Genomic DNA, 26,644 nt, shown 5'->3' with positions numbered 1-26,644 from the left:
TGAAGGTGAGCTGGTCGTGTCGATGAGTTTAGCGGTAACTATGCCAATTAGTGATCTCAGTTGGTGAGGCCCTTGATGTAGCCGAACCGGTGGTTCGTGATGGATACCGCTTGTTCCAGCAGGAATGGCAGGATTTCACGACGGCCATCGGCAAGAACCGGATGGTCGATAATGATGGATCCCGAGTGTGCCGCCGCTTTGTACAACGCCGGGTCGACGTCGCCGAGGGTGCGAACACGAACCGACTCCGCGTTTTCCACTTCGGCCGCGTAGGTGGCGTCTTCAACACGACGGATGCTGAACCCCATGGCCCCGAGCTCGATGGCAGTCTCCGCGGTGGCGGAAACGTCCATCGGCGTGCCGGAGATTTCGGACGCCAGTGTCAGGCGGACGAGGTCACGAATGAGGGTCGGCGAGGAGCTGGGGGATCCGACTCGGATGCGCAGTGGTGCCAATAATGGCCGGTAGCGGAAGATATTGGACTCCGCGATGAGCGCAGTGTTGTCGTGTTCAACGCCGAATTCGGTGCTCCACGCGTAGGCGTCGGATTCGGCCGCGCGACGCAGCCAGTATAGGTCGGCTGGTGTGAGCGTGTTGTCCAGCTGGCCTTTGATTCGGCGAAGTCGCTGGGCGACATGACGTTGAAGCCCTGCGCGGGGTAGCTCGTCCACGTCCCCTTCGGACCAGGTTCCTTGTTGTGCGACGTAGTTCGGGCCGCCGGCCTTGGCACCCGATCCGAGCGCGGAGGCTTTCCACCCGCCGAAAGATTGTCGCTGGACGATGGCCCCAGTGATACCCCTGTTGACGTAGGCATTGCCGACTTCGACGTGGTCGATCCACCAGTCAATCTCGTCTGGGTCGAGGGCGTGTAGTCCACCGGTGAGGCCGTAGCCCGTGGAGTTTTGCCATTCGGTGGCTTCTTCCAGGGTTGTGGCGTGCATGATGCCGAGGACTGGTCCAAAGCATTCGTGGGTGTGGTACCACGATCCGGGTTTGACATTATCGCGCAGCCCTGGGGACCAGAGCGTCCCTTCTTTGTTCAGCTTGCGGGGCTTGACGAGCCATTTCTCACCGCTGTCGAGTTGAGTCAACCCGCGCATGAGTTTGTCGGATGGAGGTTCGATTATTCCATTCATGGTGGTGGAAATATCGGTTCCCGGACCCACTTTGAGGGTCTCGACGGCGTCGATCAGCTGGTTCATGAAACGCTTCGACTTGCCGACGCTGCCCACCACGATGACGAGCGACGATGCGGAGCACTTTTGCCCCGCGTGGCCGAAGGCAGACCGGTAAACATCGGACACGGCGAGGTCAGGATCAGCAGATGGCGTGACGATGATAGCGTTCTTGCCTGACGTCTCCGCATTGATCACCATCTGTGGTTTCCAGCTGCGGAAGAGTCGCGCTGTGTCGGAGGCACCGGTGAGGATGATGGAGTCCACTGCTGGGTGCGATACCAGGTGTTGGCCGGCTTCATTCTCGGCAACGTTGACAAGTTGGAGGAGTTCTTCGTCGATGCCTGCTTCACGAAGTATCCCTACCGCGACTTCGGCGATGCGGACGACTTGTGGTGCAGGTTTGATGACGACAGCCGCGCCGGCAGCGAGGGCGGCGAACACACCACCCATGGGGATTGCCAGTGGGAAGTTCCACGGCGGGGTGATGAGAACCACGGAGTACGGGGTGAACCGTGATCCTTTGACGCTATCTAGTGCGCGTGCGGATTCCGCGTAGTAGCGGGCGAAGTCGATGGCTTCGGAGATCTCGGGGTCGGATTCCGCCACGGTCTTGTTCGCCTCGTGGGTCATGGCGGCGAGCAGTTCTCCTCGGTGCGCGGCCAGCGCGTTAGCTGCGGCGTCGAGCACGTCGGCGCGGTCGTGTCCGCTGGTCGTGCCCCACGCAGAGGAGCGTGCTCGTGCGCGAGCAACGATGGCGTCGATATCCGATTTCTCCGTGATCACAGGGCTGGTGACGGGGCCCGGGTCGTGGGCGAGCCAGTGCGCAGCCCATTCCCGGTTGGTAGGCAGTGACGGGTCGGTGTCCGGCTCGTTGACGAAGTGGCCTGGGACGGACTCGACTCGCTTGGATACGTCGGCTGCGGATTGTTCTTGCTGACGGTCCTGCTGGCGCCTTGGCCCCGCGAAGGTGGTCCAGCGGTCGTTGACGGCGTTGAGGTAGCGTTTTTCTTGCTCCTGCATGGGGGTCATATCGTCATCGCCGGCGACGTCGGGCGCGAAGAGGGCGTAGAGGAAGTTTTGGTGCGCGCCGTTTTCTTCGAGCCGTCGGACCAGGTAGGACACGGCGACGTCGAAGTCTTCCGCGTGGACGACAGGGGTATAGAGAATGACCGTTCCCGTGATCTGGCGCACGGCTCGGGCTTGGGCGGGTGCCATACCTTGGAGCATTTCGATGTCGAGCTGATCTTCGACGCCTCTCTGCACAGAGAGTTCGTGCGCGGTGGCCACCGTGTAGAGATTGTGAGAGGCCGCACCAATCCGGATGGCGGTGGCGTGTTCGGGTTGTAACGCGACATCGAGGAGCCGCAGGTAGTTGGCGTCTACTTCGGCTTTTGTCAGGTAAGGGGTTTGCTTCCAGTCGTGGATTTCGGAGTCCACGCGCTCCATGGACAGGTTCGCGCCCTTAACAATGCGTACCTTGATGGGGGCACCGCCCTTGTTGACGCGCTCATGGGCGAAGTCGATGAGTTCGTGCAGGGCATCCAAGGTGTCGGGGAGGTAGGCCTGGAGAACAATTCCGGCTTCGAGGTCCATGAACTCGTCTTCACTCATGAGCTCTTTGAAGAGCTTGATGGTGAGGTCGAGGTCTTTGTATTCCTCCATATCCATATTGATGAAGGGGTGCGGTGTGCGTTTGACCGCTTCCCGATAAAGAGGACGGAGGCGTTCCTTGAGCCGACGCGTGTTTCCTTCGATATCCCACGGATTGAGCTGGGAGCACACCGAGGAGGCCTTGATGGACACATAGTCCACTTTGGGGTTGCGGAGAAGTTCGATGGTTCGGTCTAGCCGACGTGTTGCTTCGCGTTCGCCGAGAACAGCCTCGCCGAGGAGGTTGATGTTGAGCCGGAACCCGTTGGCATGTGCGTCATCGAGTAGTTTGTCGAGTGCCTTACCATTGGCGTCGAGCACCAGGTGCCCCACCATTTTCCGCAGGTATCCACGGGCGATAGGCATGACAATGTCGGGAAGGATTTGTCCGGCTAGCGCTCCGAGGGAGACGAGTGCTGTATTAAGTGGACCGAGGAAGTCGGGGAGGGGTTCTTTTCGTCCGAATGGGCTACCCAGGGAGGCAAATTCCTTCGCGGCGACGGCATTGTCTTCTGGGCGTGCGACGCGGTCGACGAAGCCCATGGTGAAGTCGATGCCCTGTGGATCGTGAACAAGGGCTGCGAGTTGTTCAGTGGACGATGATTCCTTGCGTGTCTGTTCCCCGTTAGTTGCCTCGAGCCATTCGTGTGCGCGGGCGATCGCGCGGTCGGTGATGTCGTCAAGGTCGTGGGAGTTGGGAGGAGGCTTCAGGAAATCGGGGTTGTCGACGTTGCTGGCGGTTGTGGTGGTAGCAGAGATTTCCTCGCTGGTGTCGGCGGCTGTGCTGGCAGCTGTGTTCGTGGCTGCGTCACTGCCAAGCGTGCTGGAGTGTTGTTCGGTGGCGTCCAACTTCTTGTCTTTTTTGCTTTTCTTGCCCTTTTTGTTGTGTTTGCTGCTCATGTTTGTTCCTGGTGGGGTGTGGTTGCGTGTGGTTTTGTGCATGCAACGGGCGCAGCACCGCGGTGAAAACACAATTGTGCTGGTCAGTGCATGTAAGTCCCACACTATTGCTCTGGTGTAGCCCCTGCAATGTTCACCCCTGAGGTGTGTGGGTATCGGCAGACACCCCGTCGGTGATGACCTGTGCAAGAGCTGCTGAGTAGTCCCTGTACCGGTGGTTTTTCAGTAGCTCATCGAATGTGAGCCCTGGAATAATGAGGCCTCCCAGGTCGCGGATTTTTTGGTCATTGGGGGGAGTAGCAGCCAGGCCGTTGGGGGTGAGCCAGGCATCGGCGCCCCAGTGTGCGTAGGACGGGTCGGGGCCGTGCGCACCGTCGTCTGGTCCTGTGGTGAACATGATGGGGTCGGCATCATTCCTACCGACGACGATCTCAGCGTGCCCGTCGAGCGCATGTGGCGCTAATTCGTGCGCGTGATGTGCGCCTGTTCCGGGGGATCCGACGATGACGACCGTGTCGGCCTCGAGTGGAGGCGTTGTGCTTGAGGATCGGGCCGCGTGCCCGACGACGACGCTGCCGTAACTGTGACCGGTGACGGTGAGTTGTGCCGTGGGGTTGCGGGCGCGAAGCGATTGTTGGAATGAGCGCAGTGTTTTTGCACCATGGTCGGCGCTATCGGTGCTGGCTGCAGCGGGTAGAGAATTGGGTGCAGGATAGGCAGACCATGCGATGATGCTGGCTTTGTTGTCGCTGGCTTGCCTGATCTCACGAGCCCAGTCCGTGTGCCCGTGAATGCGTCCGGGTTCACTGGATCCGACTCCGCCAACGAGGGTGGCGACGGCTGGACTCGTGGTGGGATCGCCGAGTGCGATGGCCACGCCGTCGTGATCGAGGTGGACGAGGTAGGCGTCGTCGTTATCAGCGAGTGTCTTTATTATTCCCTCCAAGTACTGCTTTTCTTTGTCGTTGTGAGTGGTAGAAAGCCAGGTGTCGAGGCGCTCTCGGAGGGTACGGTCGGTGTCTTCGATGGTGTGTCCGTCGAGCCAGGGTTGTGAGTTGTCGCGTTGGGGGTCCGGGTCGGGCATGATGGTGGGGAGGAAAGCATCGGTGATTCCGGTTGCGGCGAGGATCTGGCCGAGTGGCTCGAGCGCGGGGCTATTCCACACGTCGACAAGAAGGTGAGCGAGTGCACCGTCGATAGTGTCTAGGAACATGAGCAGCATGGCGAGCTCGGCTTTGTATGCCGTCTCGATGATGCGTATGCCGGCGCTAATGAACGGGTCGGCGGTGGCGTCGCGTTGAGCTTGAAGCTGCTTGATGGTGTGCTCAAGTGATTGCGCATGGCAGAGGGGTCCGCGGAGGGCCGACGAATGTGCGCGCAATAAGCCGACGGACTGTGTGATGTGGGCGACGACGGCGCGCGTGTCCGCATTAATCGATGCCAGTGTTGCATTGGCTGTCTCGCCGTTGATTCCGCCGATGATACTGGCGGGAATAGCGCTGTCTGATATGCGGATTGTCATGGGGTCGATGAGTCCAGCCATGGTGGCTGCTACGGCATTGAGCTCGTCGGGTCTCCACCGAGGGACATGGGTGAGCGGATCCCGCATTACCGACGTTTGAGTTGCCGAGGTTTTATTGACTGTCGGTATTGTATTGATCGCCATGAGCTGCACCTTTAGCCGAGATTGTCCGAGCGCATGGCATCGTCACTCGTGTGCACCGGGGACAGTGCACTCAATCGCGATGACGAAGCATCGTCCGTGGCGCAGACACGACGTCGTAATGAATCGACGGATTCTGCGAACCGTATGTGTCGGGTGCTCAGTCCATGAGCCTGGGCATAGGCGGCGTCGGCCATGGATAGCAAAGCGGCATGGGTTCGGGATGAGTGGAAGCTGGGCGCTTGTTCATGCGCGGCGTCACATACAGCGCCGACGTGCTCAGCGTGTTCTGCATGGTCGTGGTGCTCGTGCGTCAGGGCGCGCAGCGCGGAGGGAGTAACAGTGAGAGTCATGCGCCACATCGTGCCAACTACATGCGCGTCATGTGCGTCGTTGATAGCGGTGAATCGCGTTCGCTGTGGATAACTGTGCGCTTGTGGACAACTGCGTGCCAGCCAGCAAAATGGGCACTAACGTGTCACCCCAAGCAGTTAAGCTGCCACGGGGGATCTCTACGCCGTGACAGCAAGCCTTTATGCCGTGACACCACATTGGTCCAGCGCCAATTTCCCGGCCATCAGCACAACCACGACAAGCAAGACAATGCGGACGAATCCCGCACCTTTACTAAGGACCATTCGTGCCCCGATCTGCGCCCCCACAATGTTGGTGGCGGCCAGCCCGAAGCCCAGTAGCCACCAAATATCCCCATTGATTGCAAAAACAACCAGTGCACCTAAGTTCGTGAAGGTATTGAGGATTTTGGCCCACGCGGCACTGTTCACAAAGTCCTCACCCAGCAGCGATGTGATCATAAGGATTAAGAACAAACCGGTACCGGGGCCGAACGCACCGTCATAAAGCCCGAGTCCCGTGATCAGCACCAATGCCGCAACCCAACGTCCACGCGTGACGGCCCGTCGGACTGTGACCTTCCCAAACGATGGCCGGAGTAGGACAAACGCGCCGACGGCAATAAGGAGCACGATAACGATCGGCCGCATAATGTCCTTATCAACGGACGACGCAATAACCGCCCCGAGCGCCGCCCCAATGAACGCTAGGGGCGCGTAGCGGAAAGCAGTCCGTGCAGCGGGAACGCGCCGGGCCATAATGATCGCGGAGCTGCTGGTACCGCAGATAGCAGCGATTTTGTTGACTCCGAGCGCCTGAGCATACGTAAAGCTGGGGTTCAGGATCATGATGAGTGGGAGGAGGATGAGCCCTCCACCACCGACGACGGCGTCGACCCACCCGGCAAAAAGAGAGGCGGTCAGCATGAGAGCGATCACGGTGGGGGACATGCGAAAATCGTATCGCTTCTCTTAGTGGTTCTCACTGATAGCTACTGGTTCTCACTGATAGTCTGTGGCGTATGCGCATTTCACTGGCCCAGATTTGTTCCGTCCCCGATGTTGTTAGGAATACGGATGCTGTGTGTGAGTTGATCATGCGCGCGTCGTCGGAGAACTCTGACCTCATCGTGTTCCCGGAGGCTTCGATGTACCCGTTCGGGCAGGGCCGGTTGGACACGATCGCGGAGCCATTGGATGGCCGTTTTGCGACGACTGTCCGCGAGACTGCCGAGGCGGCCGGCATTGTTGCTGTGGTGGGCATGTTCGCGCCGGCCGATTCTGTCGAGACGGAGAAGGGCACGCGCCATCGGGTGGATAACGTTGCGTTGGCGGTTGGCCGTGATGGTGCCGACGGTGATCGCGTCAATGCGGCGTACCGCAAGATCCATTGTTACGACGCGTTCGGCTACCGCGAGTCTGAGACGGTTCGCCCAGGTAATGAGCTGGAATATTTCCAGTGCGCGGGTACGACTGTCGGACTGTCGACGTGTTACGACATTCGTTTCCCGCAGCAGTTTAAGAACCTGGCGCGCGGCGGTGCGCAGGTTATTGTCGTGCCGACGTCGTGGTCGGATGGGCCGGGCAAGCGTGACCAGTGGCGGACATTGACAGCCGCACGAGCATTGGATTCGACGACGTGGATCGCGGCTGCTGGGCAGGCGCGCCCGGGCGGGTATGACAAGGTTGGCCAGTCCGACGGCCCGACCGGGATTGGCCATAGCGTTGTGGTTGGACCAGACGGGACGAGGGTTGCGGAACTGGGCTACACCTGCGGATATGTCACTGCGATTGTTGATACTGATCGGCTGGACTCCGTGAGACAAAGCATCCCGGTCCTTGGCGAGGATTAATGCCGACGCCGATCAATCTAGGCAGGAGATGAGCGCCAACGGTTGGGTCGAAGCAGGCATCCGGCAAGCGATCTGAAGCGGGCGTCCGGGGAGCGATCTAATGTGAGCGTTTCCGGAAGTAGGTAGCGAGTGACGTTAGTAAAGCCCCTCCACCGACATAGGCGAGTAGAGATGGTGAGAAGATTTCGGTCTCACCTTGCTGGGTAATTCCATACCAAATTCCGAAAATAATTAAAGCGGCGCTTGCAATCCACACAAAATATTGATGTTTCATGTCAATTAATTTGACGGGAAGAAATAGAATCAGTCCGGTAACTGCGATAATGGTTATGCCGAAAACCAGCCACGCCAATTATCCATGCGCCCGTTATTGCGCCAATGAGAAAAAGGAGAATACCAACGCCAATCGAAGTAAGTTCGATGGTTGGTAATTTGCTGGATTGTGCGTTCATCTCTGTCACCCGTATCGGATATAGAAATTCTTCTTTTACATCTTTTCGTCGGCTAGTATTGCAATCTTTGGTAGTGAAGGTATCAGCGTTGCATGTGTGTTTCTAGGGGGGGGGCAAGCGATCGCGACCCATTGATACCCCATAATTGGGGTGGAAAACTCAAAAATAATCGGCCAAATCGAGCGTGCTAGTGTGTTTTGGTCCGAGTGGAAGTTGAAATCATCAAGTTTTGATAGCGGGGTCTACGTCATCGTTTTTCCTGGGCTAAGGTCATTAATGCTCTTTTCGCGGTGGGTACTCAAGGCTTTCTATGGTGAACACCTAGGGCCGAACGTGGGGTGTACAGCTTCACGGGGTCACTTTTTCGGTGGAGCGGCATCCGTACACTAAGATACTATGCGCATCGAAGTAAGCGGGTTGAGTTTTTCGTATAAAAAGGCTAAGTCCGTGTTGGATGGAATTTCGTGCTCTTTTTCCGGTGGAATTAATATCGTGCTCGGTTCCAATGGCGCGGGGAAAAGTACCTTAATGAAGCTTCTCGCGACAGAGCTTAAACCCCAGTCCGGCGTGATCAGGTATGACGGCAAAACAGCGGAGCGAAAAAACCGCCCTACCATCGTTTCGCGCTTAGGTTGGGTGCCTCAACGTAATGCGGTTGATACATCTCAAACTGTGCGGGACTTAGTCCAGACAGCAGCGTGGCTTCATGGTTATTCCAGGAGCGAGGCCCGGAGCGCAGCGTCCGAGGCCATTGCGCTTGTCCATTTGTCCGATAACGAAGGCGACCGTTTTTCTTCGTTGTCCGGTGGGATGCAACGTCGGGCGATGGTTGCTGTCGGGATAGCTCACCGTCCCGACGTCCTTATTTTGGATGAACCGACTTCGGGATTAGACCCGAACCACCGAGCCTCGCTCTTGAGCATTATTCGTCGCCTCAGTGAGAAAACTTCAGTCATTATGACGACGCATATTTCCTCTGATATTGAGCCTACTGATCGCGTTCTTTTCCTTGATTCCGGACACATTGTCGCTGATGTGCGCTCGGAAGAGCTCGAAAGGAAATATGGAAGTATTGATGCAGCTTTCGGTCAATTGACTGCGGGAGTTATCTAATGGGGTGGCGACGACATCTTCGTTATTTTGTCCCAGCGCCCTTCGTTGCATTTCTTTTATTCGCAACGTGGCGGGTGGGCTACATTATCGGCTATTGGCCAGACGTTAATGAAGTACATTCTGAAACACTCGCCCTTATCGGAGTGTGCTTAGCGGGGTGTACTGCCTATGACATCGCGCGCCATGATGTTGACTATCTCCGCACGATATCGTCAACCTGCATACGGCTAAGCTGGTATCTCTGCGGGCTCGGTGCACTGTATGCATTGATATACAACGTCGTAACAATAGTTGTGTTGTATGCCGTGTGTTTATCCGGAGATCCCGGCGGTTCTCCATGGTGGTCGATTCCGGTTATGGGGCTTATCTGGTCCCTGTTTTCCGTGGGACTCGGCGGGGTTATTGGCCGATCGCTCTATATCAAACCGCGTTTAGCGGCGATTGTCGGCTTCATTGCGGGGGTGGCCGTCGTGGTTCTCACTTTAATGGCAGGGCTGCTACACGTAGTTCCGAAAATCCTATTCTTGAGGCCGTATTCATCGGGGAACTACGTGGGCTACGTAGAACAATCAGTCCAATTACGTCCAGTCATTTTTGGTGTTTTTATAGGAATTGTACTGGCAGCTGTGCTCATTTTCGTCACCACGGCCGAGTGGGTAAGGAGTAAAAAGCTTTTATCGTTAGCTCTACCTGGAATCGCCGTTTTCTCTGTCGCGGCAACTCTCGTCGGAATAAATGGACCCCTGGTGACGGCACGAGAGAAACCATCGAATCCTTCATGCACCCGTTCCGCCGACGGGGCTCGGTATTGCAGTTGGCCAGAAGATGAATCCACTGTGCGTGAAGTGGATAAAAACTGGTCTGCCTTTTTGTCTGAATTGGACGAGTTGGGGTTCAGCGTCGACGCAGGTGAGTATGCTCCCAAAAAAGTTGGTGGCGATTTCCCCTTGATGGCAGCTGACGCGGGACGATCCTCAACTCTTGTGTTCCGTGACTTGGCTGAAACCGTCATTGCACAAGACAGCGATAAATCGGGGTGTCAGCTTTCCGAAACCGATGGAGTATCGACTGTCTATATCGTCGCAGAATGGATTGCTGATCATTTCGGAGACAAGCCAGTTCGCGACGTCATCGGTGGGGCGAATGGCCCGGGTACCAGTGATGCCCAGAAGTGGATGGACAAGAACACTGAAGGGCAACCATTTCAGGAGCAAGAAGAGCTAATTAAAAACATCTCGGAGGATCTTAAGGCCTGTATAGCTTCTTCTGAGAAAGGCAATGACCAGGACAATCTAGAAGAATAAAGCATCCTGAAGTGAAAGAAGTGTGAGGATTACATATGAGTAATAGCGTCTTCCCTTATGTCCGCCTTCGGGGCTGGCGTGAGGCGCTATTGCTGTGTTGCGTTGTCATTCCTCTGGTTTGGTTCCATGATTTTTCGCTCCCGCAACTATTCGGTCCAGAACTGAGCATCCCTGTTTTCCTTCCGAATCTGGTTCCGGTGGTGATGGCGGGGGCGATGGGTGTTCTGCTGGGAAGTCAATGGTCAGAATCGTATGAACGTGCCGTGACGTCCCGCTCGACGCAACGCCCGCGCCTGATTCTGTCGGTCATATGCGTTCTCACCCTGGTTGCTGTAGCCGGCCTGATGAGGGCCCGTTACCTGGGGTGGGAAACGGTTGGCTTGATCAGTGCTCACAGCATTGTGGCTATTGGGTGTGCGGCCGCGGTCGGTGGCCGTTGGGGCTCGGCGGTGTCTTTGCGCGTAGTGCCTCTTCTTTCTCTTACCCTTTGCCTCAGCCCATGGTTCGTGGGGGAGAATACGGCGTTGGGGAATTCGGTCGGGATCGGTACGAGTCCCGTGGTGCTAATAGGGGAAGCTGTTCTGGGGGTTATAGGTTTGGGCGTCTGGGTTCGGCAGGGGCGTTAGCTCATCTGGGTGCGGTGGCCCGTTACTGCCGACGTGCCCATCCCGCGCACTCGTGCCCGATCCATGCATGTGCTCACCCTTCGCCACCGCCACCACATCCACCACGAAAATTTTTCTAAAAACCCGCCTTGAGTGGAATAGACTCAACTTCGTGCCAGTTGTATTAGATGTGATTAAAACTTGTGTGACGTACACTCAACAATGGTTATAGCAACGTTCGTCGTCGGCTAGTGGTCAGCTACCCGGTCGGCTCCGCCGACTGAGCCACAAAGCTTCCGCCGCACAGGCCACACACAGAACGGTCAACATAGAAACAACAAACACAGAACAACAAGCAAAGAACAGAAAGGTGACATCATGAGCTCTTTTACCCCCACAACACGCACAGCTGAAGCCCTCCAGGCTGCACTTCAAGACGCCTCGAAACGAGGTAACCCGGACATCCGCCCAGCGCACTTACTTGTCGCTCTCCTTGAGCAGGCCGATTCTATTGCGTCGCCAGTTATTCAGGCTGTCGGCGCAGATCCGAACCAGGTCCTCACCCGGGCGCGAAGTCTGGTTGGTGGGTACCCCACTGCCACTGGTCAGCAAATGGCGAACCCGCAGTTCAACCGCGATTCCCTCAACGCGCTAACCACGGCGCAGGAATTAGCAGGCCAGCTGGGTGATAGCTACGTGTCTACCGAGGTTTTGCTCGCCGGCATCGCATCCGGCGATAGTGATGCAGCGAAATTGCTGCAGGAGTTCGGTGCCACCGCGGACGCGCTTAAAACAGCGTTCCCGTCGGTACGCGGAAATCAAAAAGTGACCACCGAGGACCCAGAAGGCCAGTTCCAGGCCCTCGAAAAATACTCGACGGACCTCACCGCCCGGGCACGCGACGGCAAAATCGACCCCGTCATTGGGCGCGACGCCGAAATCCGACGCGTCGTCCAAGTGCTGTCACGGCGGACGAAGAACAACCCGGTGCTCATCGGTGAGCCCGGCGTCGGTAAAACCGCCATCGTCGAAGGCCTCGCACGGCGCATCGTCGCTGGTGATGTGCCTGAATCGCTGAAGGGCAAGAAACTCGTCTCGCTCGACCTTGGGTCCATGGTCGCGGGTGCAAAATACCGTGGCGAATTTGAGGAGCGGTTAAAGGCCGTCCTTGATGAGATCAAGAACGCCGACGGCGAAATCATCACCTTTATCGACGAGCTCCACACCATCGTCGGTGCGGGCGCCACCGGGGAATCCGCAATGGACGCCGGCAACATGATCAAGCCACTACTGGCTCGCGGTGAACTCCGGCTCGTGGGCGCAACCACCCTGGAGGAATACCGCAAGTACATCGAAAAGGACGCCGCCCTTGAGCGCCGTTTCCAGCAGGTGTACGTGGGTGAGCCCAGTGTCGAGGACACCGTCGGCATTTTGCGTGGCCTCAAAGAGCGCTACGAAGTTCACCACGGTGTTCGGATTATGGACTCCGCCCTGGTCTCGGCCGCGACGCTGTCCGATCGCTACATCACAGCCCGGTTCCTTCCCGATAAAGCCATCGACCTTATCGACGAAGCCGCCTCGCGGTTGCGGATGGAAATCGACTCCCGGCCAGAGGAAATCGACACCGCCGAGCGCGTCGTGCGTCGGCTAGAGATCGAGGAAATGGCTCTGGAGAAGGAGACCGACGAAGCGTCGAAAATCAGGCTCGAGCACCTGAAAGAAGAGCTTGCCGACGAGCGTGAAAACCTAAAGGCCCTGACCGCCCGGTGGGAGAACGAAAAGTCCGCCATTACCGAGGTGCAAAGTGTCAAGGAAGAGCTGGAGAAGGCGCGGTCTGATTCAGAAATCGCGGAGCGCGACGGCGACTACGAGAGGGTAGCAAAGCTGCGCTACGGCACTATTCCTGAACTGGAAAAGAAGCTGCACGCGGCCGAAAAGTCCGTGAACTCCACCGAAGAGAACGCCATGCTCTCTGAGGAAGTCACACCCGAGACAGTGGCCGAAGTCGTCTCCGCGTGGACTGGCATCCCCGCCGGAAAGATGATGCAAGGCGAAACCGAAAAGCTCCTGGCCATGGAGAAAGTTTTGGGCCGCCGCGTGGTCGGTCAGGACGAGGCCGTGAAGGCTGTGTCCGATGCGGTACGCCGTGCGCGTGCTGGTGTCGCCGACGAGAACCGGCCGACAGGGTCGTTCCTCTTCCTCGGCCCCACCGGCGTCGGTAAGACCGAGTTGGCCAAGGCGTTGGCGGACTTCCTCTTCGACGACGAAAAAGCCATGGTCCGCATCGACATGTCGGAGTACGGCGAGAAACACTCCGTGGCGCGCCTGGTCGGTGCCCCTCCGGGATACGTCGGCTACGACGCGGGTGGTCAGCTGACCGAAGCGGTGCGTCGTCGGCCCTACACGGTGGTCCTGTTCGACGAGGTCGAGAAGGCTCACCCGGATGTCTTCGATGTCCTCCTGCAGGTGCTCGATGAAGGCCGCCTGACCGATGGGCAAGGCCGCACGGTGGACTTCCGGAACACCATTCTGATCCTGACTTCAAACTTGGGCGCAGGTGGGACCAAGGAGCAGATGGAGACGGCCGTCAAGGCCACCTTCAAGCCGGAATTCATCAACCGACTTGACGACGTCGTTATGTTCGACGCCCTGACCAGCGAACAGCTGACCAAGATCGTGGACATCCAGATCGACGCTTTGGCCAAGAGGCTGGAATCTCGGCGCCTCGTGCTGGACGTGCACGACGATGCGAAGGAATGGCTGGCCAAGCGCGGCTACGATCCCGCGTACGGTGCACGTCCGCTGCGTCGATTAGTACAACAAGCCATTGGCGACGAACTGGCGAAGGAACTCCTCGCCGGGGATGTTCGCGACGGCGACGTCGTCGAGGTCACGGTGGCCGAGGGCGGAGACAAACTCGACGTCCACGGTGGTGGCGTGTCGACGCTATAAGTGTCGCGGCGGGAAAGGATGCGGCTGGCCTAGGAAGCAACAGTTCCCGGAGCTGGCTCCCTTTTCCGTAAGCCCACAAGTGAGAATTTTTCATAGCCCTTCCGGAGTGGTGTCCGGGAGGGCTTTTCAAGTTTTATAACACTACGGCGGATTCTACTGGCCGTTAAGACAATGCTGGAGGTGGATGAGGTCTTCCTCAGGTGGTGGAGGATTGTCTGGACCCGCTGGAGCAGGAGCAGCCAGATAGAGCGCTGAACTCGCCTGCACATCCTTGCAGGAGTTCGCGATCGTTTGGCCAAGTTCGGAGGAAATATCCGTGCTTGGCAACGCTCGGGGAACTGTGAGTGAGCGTTTGCGGTAGAGACCAAACTTAGCCATCGGGCTATCTGAGGGCGCGAAGGCATTATCGACCAAGTACAAAGTCTGCGGAAGGTACCGCTTGGCCGGTGCATCAGCATAGAGAGCACTTAATGTGCGTGCCGCTGAATGGAGAAAAGGTGCATTCGTTTCGCTTGAACAAATTTGGCGGTCGATCTCTGGAATTGATGCACAAGCAGTCAGTTTGTCCCGTCGATCGGTGGAAACGTGATCGATCTGACTATGCCCCGCTATCAGCATGATAAGGGTGAGAATAAAAGCGACAGCTGGAACCCAAATCCCTTTCCGCTTATGACCAATTGCGACTCCCACTAGTGCTAATACGGCGACAATGATAAGGAAAGCACCAATAGTTGTTGCTGCTGAACTTGCCTTAGAGGTGACAGCGGATGAGGAGACATCATGTGAAATAAGGAACCAGCTATTGGCAGCCAGAGCGATAACACTGACTGTGATAATAGGGATGAGAACAGCGTTAGTTACGGAAAGCGCTGGTTTTTTAAGGAGCGCAAGGGTGGGGTAGTTACTTAGTTTCTCCCAGACTGCGATCCCAGTCCGCCAGCGAGTTTGCCCCATAAAGGTTCCAACAGCCATAGCTACTGAACCGAAAACAAAAATGCCGTTGAGGCACGTGGAGGCTAGTTCAGCTGGGCTGCCACCCCAATTCCTTCTATCCTGGAACAGGTAATATGAATAACTTATAGTTACGACCAAACCGATGGCGATTTGTTGTGTAATTCGTCGCCATCCGCGAGCTCGTAATTTTGCGACAGGAAGAGTATCTCCACGATAGATAGTGGGGCGGCTAAACCTATTGGACTGCCGGTTGGCATGAAAACGACCCCGGCCGATAGTGTCCTGACGCAAATATATGACGCTAAAAAGGATAAAACTTCCTAGGCAGAGGGGAATACTCAGATCGATAGTGCCATCCAAGTAGAAAGAACCGGGGCTTCGCAAAGCACCATATACGGTGTCCCAAACAGTTGGATACTGTGGCCAGGAAAACAGCATGGATCCAGCAGCTGCGACGAGTGGGAGAACCCATATCCGAGTTTGTCCTAGAAGTTCGCGCCCAAACAATCCGAGTGCGAGAAAACCAAGAATATTTCGGAATATGGCAACAGATCCAAAATCCGTGAGATTAGTGGGATAACAAACGATCGAGACAATAGCTCCGGTGATAACGGCAGATGTCAATAGAATAAGTCGACGCCGGATGAGCGACCTGGGAGCACATAGATCAGGTTTTGTCTCGTGACTGAAGATAAATACTAAAGGCAGGCCTGCAATGAAACTCAGCCACAATGGTTCAATTTCAATGGTGCCGCCGTTAGACTCCAGGGTTAGAAGGATAGCCATTCGCAGCGTGAGCGTAGACACCACGGCGATAACAATATTGTGTGGTAGCCGATGAAAACGTGCCCATAACCACCAGCCTGGTGCTTTTCGTTGCAGTACCATGAGCTAGCGCTCACCTACTAGGTCTAGGTACTGGGCTTTCAGCTCTGGAAGCTGGCGGGTATGGCAAAACTCGTCCCAACCTCCGGAGAACATGAAAGCGCCTCGGGACATGACGGTGAGGGTGTCGGCGATATCAATAATGTCTTCGACAATATGAGTCGAGGTAAGGACGACGGCATCGTGAGCAACAGTTGCAACGATTCTTCGAAGTGAATCACGCTGTGCCATGTCAAGTCCGGCTGAAGCTTCATCAAGTATGAGTAGACGTGGGGAACCTACCAGCGCAGAAGCGATTCCGACGCGCCGTCTCATGCCACCGGATAGCGACGCAATGGTGGCATCCGCTTTGTCTGATAGCTCTGTCAGATTTATCAGCCGATCAACTTCGGCCGACACGTTTCCATCCGGTATTTGTTTGAGCCAGCACATATAAGCCAAATGCTCCCGGACAGTAAAACGTGATTTCGGCAGGTTCTCTTGTGGCAGATATCCCAGAACGTGCCGCAGGTCCATGCCTGTGTAGTCATTCCGATTAACCGAATCGGGATCATTGTCAGTAAAACGACAACTTCCCGACGAAGGCTTTCGTAACGTAGCGATGACTTCAAGCAGTGAGGATTTACCCGCACCATTGGGACCCAGCAGCGCATGAACACCAGCGCCCAAAACTAGATTGGCATCCTGCACCGCCACTGTCGAGCCGTATTTCACGGTTACATCGTCGATGCATAAATGCATGCCAAACTCCCTTGTCCGAAATTTACTCAGTTTTGGAAATGAAGACTATATGCAGGCTACACGCAGTAAGCGTGAGTGGCCGGACAGCAGGTTGTTAGAAGGTAACTATTGTCGTTGTCAGGAGTATCTCACAACCTGTCGTACTGCAGTCTGGAGCTCGTCCGCATAAGCTAGGGCCCATGACCGTGTATGTTTCTTCAGACACCCTGTCTAAGGCTATTAATAAATCGAATCGCATTAGCATCTTGAGCACCCACTGGTCTAGTGGAAGCCGAACCGCGTATTCGAGGTTTGTATCCGAACACATTCCTAATGCCCAATTCTGCCCTCCGGAGTTAGCCCTCACGGGGCTTCCTTCTCGTGAAGCTGGGCGTAACCCTCTACCTAATAAAGAGATTCTCCAAGAGTGGGTCTATAAGTGGGGGTTAGATAGAAAGACTCCTATCGTCATTTATGGGCAGCATCATGGCATTTTTTCTGCCCGCGCATGGTGGGTTCTCAAATGGGCGGGTTTTACGGACATTCACATCCTCGATGGGGGGCTGCCAACGTGGGAAAGTGAGGGCCACCCCGTGATCGCTGGGCCAGGCAGTTTACCGCAGCGGTTCCGCACTGATATCACCGTTGGTCACATGCCCACTATTGAGCTCGATGATATTGACCAGTGGATCAAAGACGGCGGTTTTCTACTCGATGCGCGAGATAAACGTCGTTTCGATGGGATCGCCGAAAAAATAGACTTTCAAGCCGGCCATATCCCAGGTGCGATCAACATGCCGGTTCAGGATTTTTATAACGAGGACCGGACAGTATTGTCGCCTGACGAGATTCGAGCACGGTTCAACAGGGCGGGAATTACCGACGGCTCGAAAGTGGCTGTGTACTCCGGATCGGCTTTGCATTCTTGCGCTTTGATTGCCGTCATGGAGCACGCTGGGATGGACGGTGCCACACTGTTCACCGGCGGTTGGTCGCAGTGGGCGGGGAATCCTAACAATCCCATCGAGCGCGCGGGCGATTAAGCATCACTGCTGGAAGTGGTAGCTGTGTGAGCCGGCCACCGCGTGAGTCGGCCGCCGCGCGAATCATGTGACGTTCGTGTAAATATTTGCGCCCGTTGGGGGGTAATTTCCCGTCGTATTGCCTGGTCTTTATCTTGAAATGAGGTAATCAGACGGCACAGTGCGCTCGACATGTCCTGGGTTGCAGATATAGTCGAATGACGAACATGCCGTTATGAGTTGCAACGGGAGAGCTTGCTGTCCAGGCCGGGCGCCTTGTGCTGCCGGCCAGGAAGTAGCGCCGTAGGAGCAAACCCTCCCCGGGAATCTCTCAGGCCCAGTACCGCTGCAATGAGGCACCACTGGAAAGAGCTGCGCATGCAGCCGCCGAAGGAGAAAAGCAGACCGAAGCAACGCCACCTGTGGGGTCCTATAAATCTAGAGGGCTCTCTATGCAGGGGTAAACACAGCGCGTTGGTGAGGCTGCCGAAGCTCTCAGGTACAGGAGACAGTGCGGGGGAGGCGACCGGTCATCGCCTTCGACGAATGGGAAACAATGCCTCATCTACAGTCTCAGCAGCAGTCCCCCCAACAGGCTCGCCCGAAATTTGATCCGCAGAACACGCAGAGGGCGGCCCCCGCGTCTATCAGAACCACAGCAGACCTCACCGCGCCCCTGAGTTCACCGCGGGTCTCGTCCGCGGCGTTCCCGGCGCGCCACATAGGCCCCAATGCGACGAGCATTCAGCAGATGCTGCAAACCCTCGGGTATTCGTCGGCACGCGAACTCGCTGACGCAGCGTTGCCTGATTCCATCAAGAACCGGGAACTTAATCTGCCACCTCGTCGCACCGAGCAGGACGTGTTGTCCGCGCTACAGGTTTATGCCGATAAAAACGTTCAGAAGAAGCAGTTGATTGGGTCGGGCTATTATGACACCGTCACGCCGGCTGTGATCAGGCGAAACATTGTGGAAAACCCGGGATGGTACACCGCGTACACGCCGTATCAGCCGGAGATTTCTCAGGGTCGCTTGGAGGCGCTTCTCAACTTCCAAACTGCTGTGGGGGATCTAACCGGGTTCGACGTTGTTAATGCGTCGCTACTGGATGAGGCGACTGCTGTCGCGGAGGCCGTTCAGCTGATGATCCGCGGTGGGCGTCGCCGTAAAGGTGGGGAGCCGGTCGTGCTCCTCGATAGTACTTGTCACCCGCAGGTTATCGCGGTTGTTCGGTCGCGGGCGATGGCTGCTGGTATCTCGCTGCGCGTATCGACGATCACCACCGAGACGATCGCTGACGAGGAGAACCTTGTCGGCGTCGTTATTGCCCAGCCCGGAACGACGGGCGAGGTGCGTGACCTGAAGCCCCTGATCGACGCCGCGAAGGAAAAGAAAGCGCTGGTCACGGTAAATTGTGATCTCCTTGCGCAAACGCTTCTGGCATCGCCGGGTGAACTCGGTGCGGATATCGCGGTGGGCTCTGCGCAACGCTTCGGTGTACCGCTCTTCTTCGGTGGGCCTCATGCGGCGTTTATGGCCGTCACGACCTCGCTGACCAGGAAGATGCCGGGGCGCATCGTTGGTGTGTCGAAGGATGAAGAGGGAACTCCCGCGTATCGCTTGGCCCTCCAGACCCGTGAGCAACATATTCGACGTGATCGCGCAACCTCTAACATCTGTACGGCGCAAGCACTGTTGGCTGTTGTTGCTGGCATGTACGCCGTGTGGCACGGGCCGGATGGGTTGAAAGAAATCGCGGGCCGTATTCATGCGCATGCTGTTGCGCTGGCCGACGCCATCGTCGCGGCCGGTCTTCGCATTGAGCACGACACGTTCTTTGACACCGTCACTGTTAAGCACAGCACTGATAATGCAGCGCGTATCGCCGTCGCACGTGCCCATGAAGAGGGCTTTAACCTCCGTGAACTCGGTGGTCGGCTGGTTGGTATTTCTATCGGTGAATCCACGACCGATACGGATATTCGCCAGTTGGCTGCGATATTGATCAGCGCTGAGGGCCGCGATAGTGGTTCCGGGCCAGATAGTTTGGATGAGGTCCGTGAGCTTACCGCGGGGCTGCCTGGTGATCACCGCAATGTGGCGTCGGCTGGGACAGCTCATCTACCCGCGGATCTTCTCCGTCGCGACGAGATTTTGACGCACCCGATTTTCCACGCCATTACCTCAGAAACCGAAATGATGAGGTATCTAAGGATGCTTGCCGATCGCGACCTCGCTCTTGATCGCACGATGATTCCGCTGGGCTCGTGCACGATGAAGCTCAACTCTGCGGTAGAGATGGAGCCGATCACGTGGCCGGGCTTTGCCTCGATTCACCCGATGGCTCCCGACGATCAGACGGCGGGGTGGCGTGAACTCATCCACGACCTGCAGGACAGTTTGGCCGAAATGACCGGTTACGCGGCTGTCAGCGTGCAGCCCAACGCGGGGTCTCAGGGTGAATTCGCTGGCCTGCTGGCTATTCGCCGCTATCACCAGTCGCGCGGCGACAGTGAGCGCACGATCTGCCTGATCCCGGAGTCCGCCCACGGCACTAACGCTGCGTCGGCGGCACTGGCTGGTTTGAAAGTTGTCGCAGTGAAATCCCGTGACGACGGCTCCATCGATCTTGATGACCTCGACGCGAAGCTGGAGAAGCAAGGCGACAAAGTTGCCGCCATCATGATCACGTACCCCTCCACCCACGGCGTCTACGAAGAACATGTTCGCGACGTGTGCGACAAGGTCCACGCGGCCGGTGCGCAGGTGTACATCGACGGTGCTAACCTCAACGCCCTGGTCGGCCTGGCAAAGCCCGGGCAATTCGGTGGCGACGTCAGCCACCTTAACCTGCACAAGACCTTCACGATTCCTCATGGTGGCGGTGGCCCCGGCGTCGGCCCGCTGTGTGTTGCCGAGCACCTGGTGCCCTTCTTGCCTGCTGACCCGATGGAAACAACGAGTGCCGACGCGGAGCGCTCCGGTGAGGATGCAGAGGGCTCCGGCAGCGCCGAAAGCTCGAGCGATGCCGCGTCCGACGCACATGGCGTTCCGATTGCTGGTGCCACCTATGGTTCCGCGGGCGTCGTCCCCATCTCCTGGGCATACATCGCGCTCATGGGCGGCGACGGCCTGGCAGCGGCGTCGGAAATGGCATTGGTGAATGCTAACTACATTTCTCACCAGCTCGCCGACGATTTCCCGACCCTGTATACGGGCAAGAATGGTTTGGTGGCGCACGAATGCATCCTTGACCTGCGCGAGATCACTAAGCGCTCCGGCATCACCGCGGAGGACGTCTCCAAGCGGCTCATGGACTTCGGCTTCCACGCGCCCACCTTGGCCTTCCCCGTGCCTGGGACTCTCATGGTGGAGCCCACCGAGAGTGAAGACAAGGGTGAGCTTGACCGTTTCATCGAAGCTATGCACACCATCCGGCGCGAAATCGATGAGGTCATCGATGGCACCGTCGCCGAAGAAGATTCCGTGATTCGCCACGCCCCTTATACGGCCTGGTCAGTGACGCGCGACGACTTTGACGACACCGTGTCTCACGGTCACTTCACACGTGAGAAAGCGGCATTCCCCGTCCCGGGTCTGCGTCGGACCAAGTACTTCCCACCGGTTCGCCGCATTGACAATGCCTACGGTGACCGCCACGTGGCATGCTCGTGCCCGCCCTTGGAGGATTTCGCCATTACCGACGATGAATTCAATAGTCTGGATAAATAGGCGTACCAGGGGTGCAAGTACCCCAGAGACAACCTTAGTGATAACCCCGAGACGTTGATAGGAGAACGTGACGTGACAGACCAACCCAACACAGGATCCTCCGGCGCAGGATTGGCCGGACCCCAGAAGACCGCATTGCACGATGTTCATGAGAAATTCGGCGCCCGCTTCACCGATTTCGGTGGCTGGGACATGCCCCTCAAATACGGCAGTGAACTGGACGAACATAAAGCTGTCCGCACCGACGCCGGCATTTTTGACCTCTCCCACATGGGCGAGGTCCGAGTTAGCGGCCCACAAGCAGCCGAAGCACTCGATCACGCATTGATCTCACGGCTATCAGCCGTGGCCGTCGGCAAGGCTAAATACTCCATGATGTGTACCGAGGACGGCACTATCATCGACGATCTCATCACCTACCGCCTTGCCGACGATGAATTCTTGGTCATCCCCAACGCCGGCAACGCACCCACCGTGGCCTCCGAATTAGTCTCCCGGGCTGAGTCCTTTAACTGCACCGTGGCCGACGAATCCAGCGAGACGTCGCTAATCGCTGTTCAAGGCCCCAACGCGGAGCGCGTTTTGGCCTCGTTACCCGGCGCGGATGTTCGCAACCTTGCCGAGGTGAAGTACTACGCCTTCTTCCGCGGCACCGTTGCCGGGCATGACGTGATCATCGCCCGCACGGGATACACCGGGGAAGACGGGTTCGAGATTTTCGTGCCGAACAGCGGTGCCCACGACGTCTGGGCCGCGGTCATGGACACTGACGCGGTGACACCATGCGGCCTGGCCAGCCGCGATACGCTCCGCTTGGAGGCGGGCATGCCTCTCTACGGCCACGAACTGGACCTGTCACACACCCCGGTCGACGCGGGCCTCGGTGTGTTGGCAGCGACGAAGAGCAAGGACGCCTTCGTCGGCCGGGACGCCATCGTCACCGCGAAGAAGAACGGTGCGGCACGAAAACTCGTCGGGCTGAAAGGGGATGGGCGGCGAGCTGCCCGCGCCGGCTACACCGTGTTGACCAGCGATGATAAAGAGGTCGGGGAGGTTACATCGGGCGCGCTGTCGCCGACGCTGGGCTACCCCGTGGCTATGGCCTATGTGGATGCGGACGTCGCGGAGCCGGGAACCGCGCTTTCCGTGGACATTCGTGGTAAGCATTATCCCTACACGGTGGTTCAGCTTCCTTTCTATAAGCGTGACCGCTAGCCCCAACAATCGACCCCAACAATCGACGTTAAAGACCATTCATCCGCAGCGACGAGTGTGGATGACAATGCGAAGGAGATCGTGATGTCCAACGTTTCATTGCCCGCTGACTACCTGTACTCCAGTGACCACGAGTGGATCGATAACGACGCCGCCGAGCCTGGTGACACAGTCCGCGTCGGCATTACCCATGTTGCCGCTGATCAGCTGGGTGAGATTGTGTATGTTGACCTGCCCGACGTCGGAACGGAGGTCGAAGCCGGAGAGGCTTTTGGTGAAGTGGAATCCACCAAGTCGGTTTCCGATATTTTCGCTCCCGTCTCGGGCGAAGTGGTCTCGATCAATGAAGACCTTGGCGACGACGCCGGCGTGATCAACTCCGACCCCTACGGCGATGGCTGGCTGTACGAGGTTCACATCTCCGACCTGGGGGAGCTGTTAGACCAGAGCGGATACGCCGCTGAGAACGATATCGACGTGTAAGGTCTCGGGACGTCACACGCTGCCAGGCAACACCGAGTGTTAGACAACACGTGGTTGAGACGACAAATAGCATTGTGGTCTGGCAGTGAATAACTGGTCAACGACGGCTGCCACGACGCCCTGTAGGACTCGACGGCATGATCCTTAAGGGCAGGGGTGGCGGCCTTTGTGTGCGGGTGGAGGCATTGTCCGCGGAAGCGGATAGACTATCTAACGATGAATTCCGCAGTTTTCCTGATTCTTGGCGCTCTGCTGCTCCTCGCGGCCGCAGCGCTGCTGTGGGCTGCCAACCGACCGGCAGATGATAGGGAGTGGCGACGAGTTCTCAACCGCCACGCTGGCGTGCACGAAGGTCCTACCTCCTCCCGGGGAGGACGGGCTAATCGCGCGCCACGAGAGGAGGGGGCGTCTGGTGGTTCACGCGATGCGTCTGACGGTGTCCCGTTTACTTACGCCGACGCTGGCTTTGGCGATGATGGCGATGCACTCCCGCCACGTCGTAGAAACCCCCGCTTCAATCCTCAGCAGACCCAGACTGCAGATCAAGCATTCTCACATTTCGGTGTGCGCCCGCAGGCGGAGGCGGAAGAAGAGCGCGCTGATGAGCAGGAATCGTCCGACGATGGGCTTGCCGACGACGATGTCTCGGTGACGCATCCGGATGAGCGAGACGAATCCCAGCATGGCGCAGCCTCCCATGACGACGGCGAGGACAACGCGTTCACTGTGACGCACAAGGACGGGGACGAACACTCGGATACAGATTCGCCATCCCGCAGTGTCCCCGCAGGTGAAACGGGCACCGCTGAACTGGGCACCGCGTCGGAATCGCCTGCAGATTCAGCAGAAGACGCAGCCGCAAATCCGTCTACAGACACACCCCAAGACGCCATGGAGGAGTGGTTCGAGAACCCCACACGGGCAACCCGACGTGCACGTCGATCATGGGCTGCTGAGCACGGATGGCAGTTTGACCGGAATGATCCCGATCTGGCCCACGAGTGGGCCGACCATGTTGGTGCATCATCAAGCGAAGCCAAGGACGTCGTGTCGGGACGGATGCGCGCACGTCGTGCCCACGTGGCCGATATTGACGATAACTCCTACCTGGGATTACGACGATCTGGCTCCTCAGACATACTCATCGACTTCCGGGACCGCGACCGTTGGGTGTCCCAGAACCAACCCGGTGAAGATCCCAGCCACATCAAACCTCCTCGGCCCGACCAGGAGTATGTGGGATCGTGTGGAGGATTCGCCGTGTTCTCCTCGGACCCATTGTCCGTCCGGCTCATGATGGATTCCCGCGCCGATCGCGCACTCGCACACTTACGTGGCGCCACCGCAGCCATCGTCATCGACCCGTGGTGGATCCTCGTCCGCTGTAGTCGCCGCCCCACTATCGACGATATCCCCAGGATATTCGCCTATATCGCCGACCTTGACGACGCCACCCGCGTCCTACCCAACCCGACGGCCGAATACTTGGACATGACGGATGGCGACCCCGGCCGGGCGTATTCGTACGACATCTTCACCTTGGGTGACGGCCCTCGGATGCAGGCCGTTCCCGCCGCTGGCTTCGCTGGTCAGTCCGCCACCGCTCAATCGGCTGCCGACCAGCCTGCCTTTGGTCAATTTACCGGCGGCAGCCAATCCGGCACCACCGGCCAATCCGACAGTGCCGACGTCGGCAATAATGATGAGCCGGCCGGCCAGGAGGGGAAATCTGACACGGATGCCCACATTGGATGGTCGGACAGGCCCGAATTCCGCCACGAGTATGTTGATTTGCCGCGCCGGGATCGAAGCCGACGAGAGGGGAATACTACGGAGGACGAACAGTGGGATGAGGTTGGCAAATCCACCGGAAACATTCCCGTCGTGGGTAGCGATCCTGACCACTCGGGGGCGCATGAGCGATCCGGGCGAGTTATCCGCGTGGAGTCCGATTACGACAAGTCCACCATTTTCGGCGACCCACCGTCCGAGGGGCGGCACCGCAAGAGCTCGGCCCGGCGAGGTGCGTCCCACCGTCGGGAGGATGACGATGTGCCCATCGTTGATGGTGAACTCGAGCCCGAAAATCGGCTAGACCAGGATTGAGCGGTGGGTACCGCGGAACCACAAGCGTGCAGTGAAAACCCAGCAGTCAGAAGGAGTTTCTTGTCATGACGGATCACACTAACCCAGAGGCGGAAGGCGCCGAGCCTACGTCTGCTGCTCAACCTACGTCTGCCGCGCAGACGTTGGACCCAGAGCGCCGGGCCCGGCTGGCAGAGCTGGTCAAAGAGCTGGCAGTCGTGATGGGGAAAGTGACCTTATCCTCCGGCAAAGAGGCCGATTATTACGTTGATTTGCGGCGGGCGACGTTGCATCACGAGGCCTCACCGTTGATCGGTGCTCTTCTGCGGCGACTCACCGAGGACTGGGAGTTTGACGCCGTCGGTGGCCTGACCTTGGGTGCAGACCCCGTCGCTGATTCTGTTTTGCACGCGCCCGGCCGGCCCATCGACGCGTTCGTCGTGCGCAAAGAGGCCAAGAAACACGGCATGCAGCGTCGCATTGAAGGCCCGGACATTAAAGGCAAGCGCGTCCTCGTCGTCGAAGATACGACAACCACAGGAAATAGCCCATTGACGGCGGTCAAGGCGGCACGTGAAGCCGGGGCCGAGGTTGTCGGTGTCGCTACCGTCGTCGACCGCAACACAGGCGCAGCTGATGCCATCCATAAAGAAGGCTTAGAGTACCGGTCCATCCTGGGGTTGAAGGATCTGGGACTTGAGTGATTCACCCCGCGCGTCAGACTCGCGCGCGTCAGATCCGCGCACGGTACAACCCCCAGCTGGCGTTGGTGCTACGGAGTGGAATCCGCACCCCGTTGGCGTTGGCCCGTGGGAGGTTGAGCACCCCGGCCAACCACGTCCGATGGCTGATCGTTATGACCCCACCCTCTTGAACGAGGGCGACCGGCGCAATGTCGTTGACGCGTACCGGTACTGGAAGCGCGAGGCCATCGTCGCAGACCTGGATACGCGTCGGTTCCCGTTCCACGTTGCGATCGAGAATTTCACGTCGGACCACAATATCGGGACGGTTGTCAGGACCGCGAATGCCTTTGCAGCAGAGGCGGTGCACATCGTCGGCAAGAAGCGGTGGAACCGTCGCGGAGCTATGGTGACCGACCGCTACCAGCACCTTTATCATCATTCGACGGTTGACGACGTGCTCCAGTGGGCGCATGACCATGACCTCACGGTGATTGCTGTGGACAATGTGCCCGGCTCGGTGCCCGTTGAGACGGCCGAGTTGCCCGAGCGGTGCCTCCTCCTTTTTGGCCAGGAGGGGCCGGGGGTGAGCGAGGAAGCTCAGCGCGGTGCCGTGCAAACGGTATCGATTGCGCAATTTGGTTCCACGCGGTCTATTAACGCGGGGGTTGCGGCAGGGATCGCGATGCATGCGTGGGTGAGGCAGCACGCGGACCTATCGTGTGCGTGGTGATTCGTGCCGTGACCACCAGCGATGACCAGCAGCGGCGACCAGTAGTGGCTACCGCGTAACGCCCGCGCGGTGATTCACGCGGCGTCCGCCCAATCGTGTGGAGTCAGT

Annotated in this window: 18 protein-coding genes and 1 riboswitch; of the genes, 12 read left to right on the top strand and 6 right to left on the bottom strand. The window is 57.9% G+C overall.

The features are described 5' to 3' along the window. Positions 1-56: 56 nt before the first annotated feature. The 4 genes from I6J23_RS02105 to I6J23_RS02090 form a co-directional block, all read right to left on the bottom strand. Positions 57-3,728 carry a proline dehydrogenase family protein gene (locus I6J23_RS02105; protein WP_239454951.1) on the bottom strand — a complete coding sequence of 1,224 codons (3,672 nt, stop codon included), beginning with the start codon at positions 3,726-3,728 and terminating at the stop codon, positions 57-59. 133 nt (positions 3,729-3,861) lie between these two features. Continuing rightward, the gene (locus I6J23_RS02100) at positions 3,862-5,394 is read right to left on the bottom strand and encodes an alpha/beta hydrolase (protein ID WP_204582339.1); all 1,533 of its coding nucleotides are present in this window, start codon (positions 5,392-5,394) and stop codon (positions 3,862-3,864) included. 11 nt (positions 5,395-5,405) lie between these two features. Next, a complete protein-coding gene (locus I6J23_RS02095; RefSeq protein WP_046205211.1) occupies positions 5,406-5,744 on the bottom strand; it encodes a hypothetical protein in 339 nt (112 codons plus the stop codon). Positions 5,745-5,924: 180 nt separating this feature from the next. Continuing rightward, a complete protein-coding gene (locus I6J23_RS02090) occupies positions 5,925-6,695 on the bottom strand; it encodes a TSUP family transporter (RefSeq protein ID WP_204582338.1) in 771 nt (256 codons plus the stop codon). 71 nt (positions 6,696-6,766) lie between these two features. Between I6J23_RS02090 and I6J23_RS02085 the strand changes: the two genes are divergently transcribed. From I6J23_RS02085 to clpB, 5 genes are all read left to right on the top strand, one after another. Next, a complete protein-coding gene (locus I6J23_RS02085) occupies positions 6,767-7,597 on the top strand; it encodes a carbon-nitrogen hydrolase family protein (protein ID WP_204582337.1) in 831 nt (276 codons plus the stop codon). An 848-nt stretch (positions 7,598-8,445) separates the two neighbouring features. Beyond that, positions 8,446-9,162, top strand: a complete 717-nt coding sequence (locus I6J23_RS02080) for an ABC transporter ATP-binding protein (RefSeq protein ID WP_204582336.1) — start codon at positions 8,446-8,448, stop codon at positions 9,160-9,162. After that, positions 9,162-10,466 (top strand): hypothetical protein, encoded by a 1,305-nt coding sequence (locus tag I6J23_RS02075; RefSeq protein WP_204582335.1) that lies wholly within the window; start codon positions 9,162-9,164, stop codon positions 10,464-10,466. Before I6J23_RS02080 ends, I6J23_RS02075 begins: the two co-directional genes overlap by 1 nt. A 35-nt stretch (positions 10,467-10,501) precedes the next feature. Next, on the top strand, positions 10,502-11,092 hold the full coding sequence (locus tag I6J23_RS02070) for a hypothetical protein (RefSeq protein WP_204582334.1): 591 nt from the start codon (positions 10,502-10,504) through the stop codon (positions 11,090-11,092). A 357-nt stretch (positions 11,093-11,449) separates the two neighbouring features. Then, positions 11,450-14,023, top strand: a complete 2,574-nt coding sequence (clpB, locus tag I6J23_RS02065) for an ATP-dependent chaperone ClpB (protein ID WP_204582333.1) — start codon at positions 11,450-11,452, stop codon at positions 14,021-14,023. Positions 14,024-14,176: 153 nt separating this feature from the next. On the opposite strand, the gene I6J23_RS02060 is transcribed toward clpB, so the two are convergent. Next, positions 14,177-15,601: a hypothetical protein gene (locus tag I6J23_RS02060; protein ID WP_204582332.1), complete on the bottom strand. Its 1,425-nt coding sequence runs from the start codon at positions 15,599-15,601 to the stop codon at positions 14,177-14,179. A 267-nt stretch (positions 15,602-15,868) separates the two neighbouring features. Further along, positions 15,869-16,603 carry an ATP-binding cassette domain-containing protein gene (locus I6J23_RS02055; RefSeq protein ID WP_204582331.1) on the bottom strand — a complete coding sequence of 245 codons (735 nt, stop codon included), beginning with the start codon at positions 16,601-16,603 and terminating at the stop codon, positions 15,869-15,871. Between the two features lie 179 nt (positions 16,604-16,782). On the opposite strand from I6J23_RS02055, the gene I6J23_RS02050 reads away from it, so the two are divergent. The 7 genes from I6J23_RS02050 to I6J23_RS02020 all read left to right on the top strand — a co-directional run bounded on the left by I6J23_RS02050 (position 16,783) and on the right by I6J23_RS02020 (position 26,536). Next, positions 16,783-17,625 (top strand): sulfurtransferase, encoded by an 843-nt coding sequence (locus I6J23_RS02050; protein WP_204582330.1) that lies wholly within the window; start codon positions 16,783-16,785, stop codon positions 17,623-17,625. A gap of 215 nt (positions 17,626-17,840) precedes the next feature. Next, a riboswitch (glycine riboswitch) is annotated at positions 17,841-17,960 on the top strand. A 200-nt stretch (positions 17,961-18,160) separates the two neighbouring features. After that, on the top strand, positions 18,161-21,337 hold the full coding sequence (gene gcvP / locus I6J23_RS02045) for an aminomethyl-transferring glycine dehydrogenase (RefSeq protein WP_275431237.1): 3,177 nt from the start codon (positions 18,161-18,163) through the stop codon (positions 21,335-21,337). Positions 21,338-21,448: 111 nt separating this feature from the next. Then, a complete protein-coding gene (gene gcvT, locus I6J23_RS02040; RefSeq protein ID WP_204582860.1) occupies positions 21,449-22,552 on the top strand; it encodes a glycine cleavage system aminomethyltransferase GcvT in 1,104 nt (367 codons plus the stop codon). Between the two features lie 84 nt (positions 22,553-22,636). Further along, complete coding sequence (gcvH, locus tag I6J23_RS02035; protein WP_204582329.1) at positions 22,637-23,035, top strand: glycine cleavage system protein GcvH; 399 nt, start codon at positions 22,637-22,639, stop codon at positions 23,033-23,035. Between the two features lie 216 nt (positions 23,036-23,251). Next, positions 23,252-25,141 carry a hypothetical protein gene (locus I6J23_RS02030; protein WP_204582328.1) on the top strand — a complete coding sequence of 630 codons (1,890 nt, stop codon included), beginning with the start codon at positions 23,252-23,254 and terminating at the stop codon, positions 25,139-25,141. Positions 25,142-25,341: 200 nt separating this feature from the next. Beyond that, entirely contained in the window at positions 25,342-25,824 is a 483-nt protein-coding gene (pyrE, locus tag I6J23_RS02025) for an orotate phosphoribosyltransferase (RefSeq protein WP_239455018.1), read from the top strand. Next, positions 25,817-26,536 carry a TrmH family RNA methyltransferase gene (locus I6J23_RS02020; RefSeq protein ID WP_204582327.1) on the top strand — a complete coding sequence of 240 codons (720 nt, stop codon included), beginning with the start codon at positions 25,817-25,819 and terminating at the stop codon, positions 26,534-26,536. Before pyrE ends, I6J23_RS02020 begins: the two co-directional genes overlap by 8 nt. Positions 26,537-26,644 lie beyond the last annotated feature (108 nt).

Source organism: Corynebacterium kroppenstedtii (genome assembly GCF_016894245.1).
Lineage (GTDB): Bacteria > Actinomycetota > Actinomycetes > Mycobacteriales > Mycobacteriaceae > Corynebacterium.
Note: the sequence above shows the minus strand (reverse complement) of the source record. Positions and strands in the feature narration are given on the sequence as shown.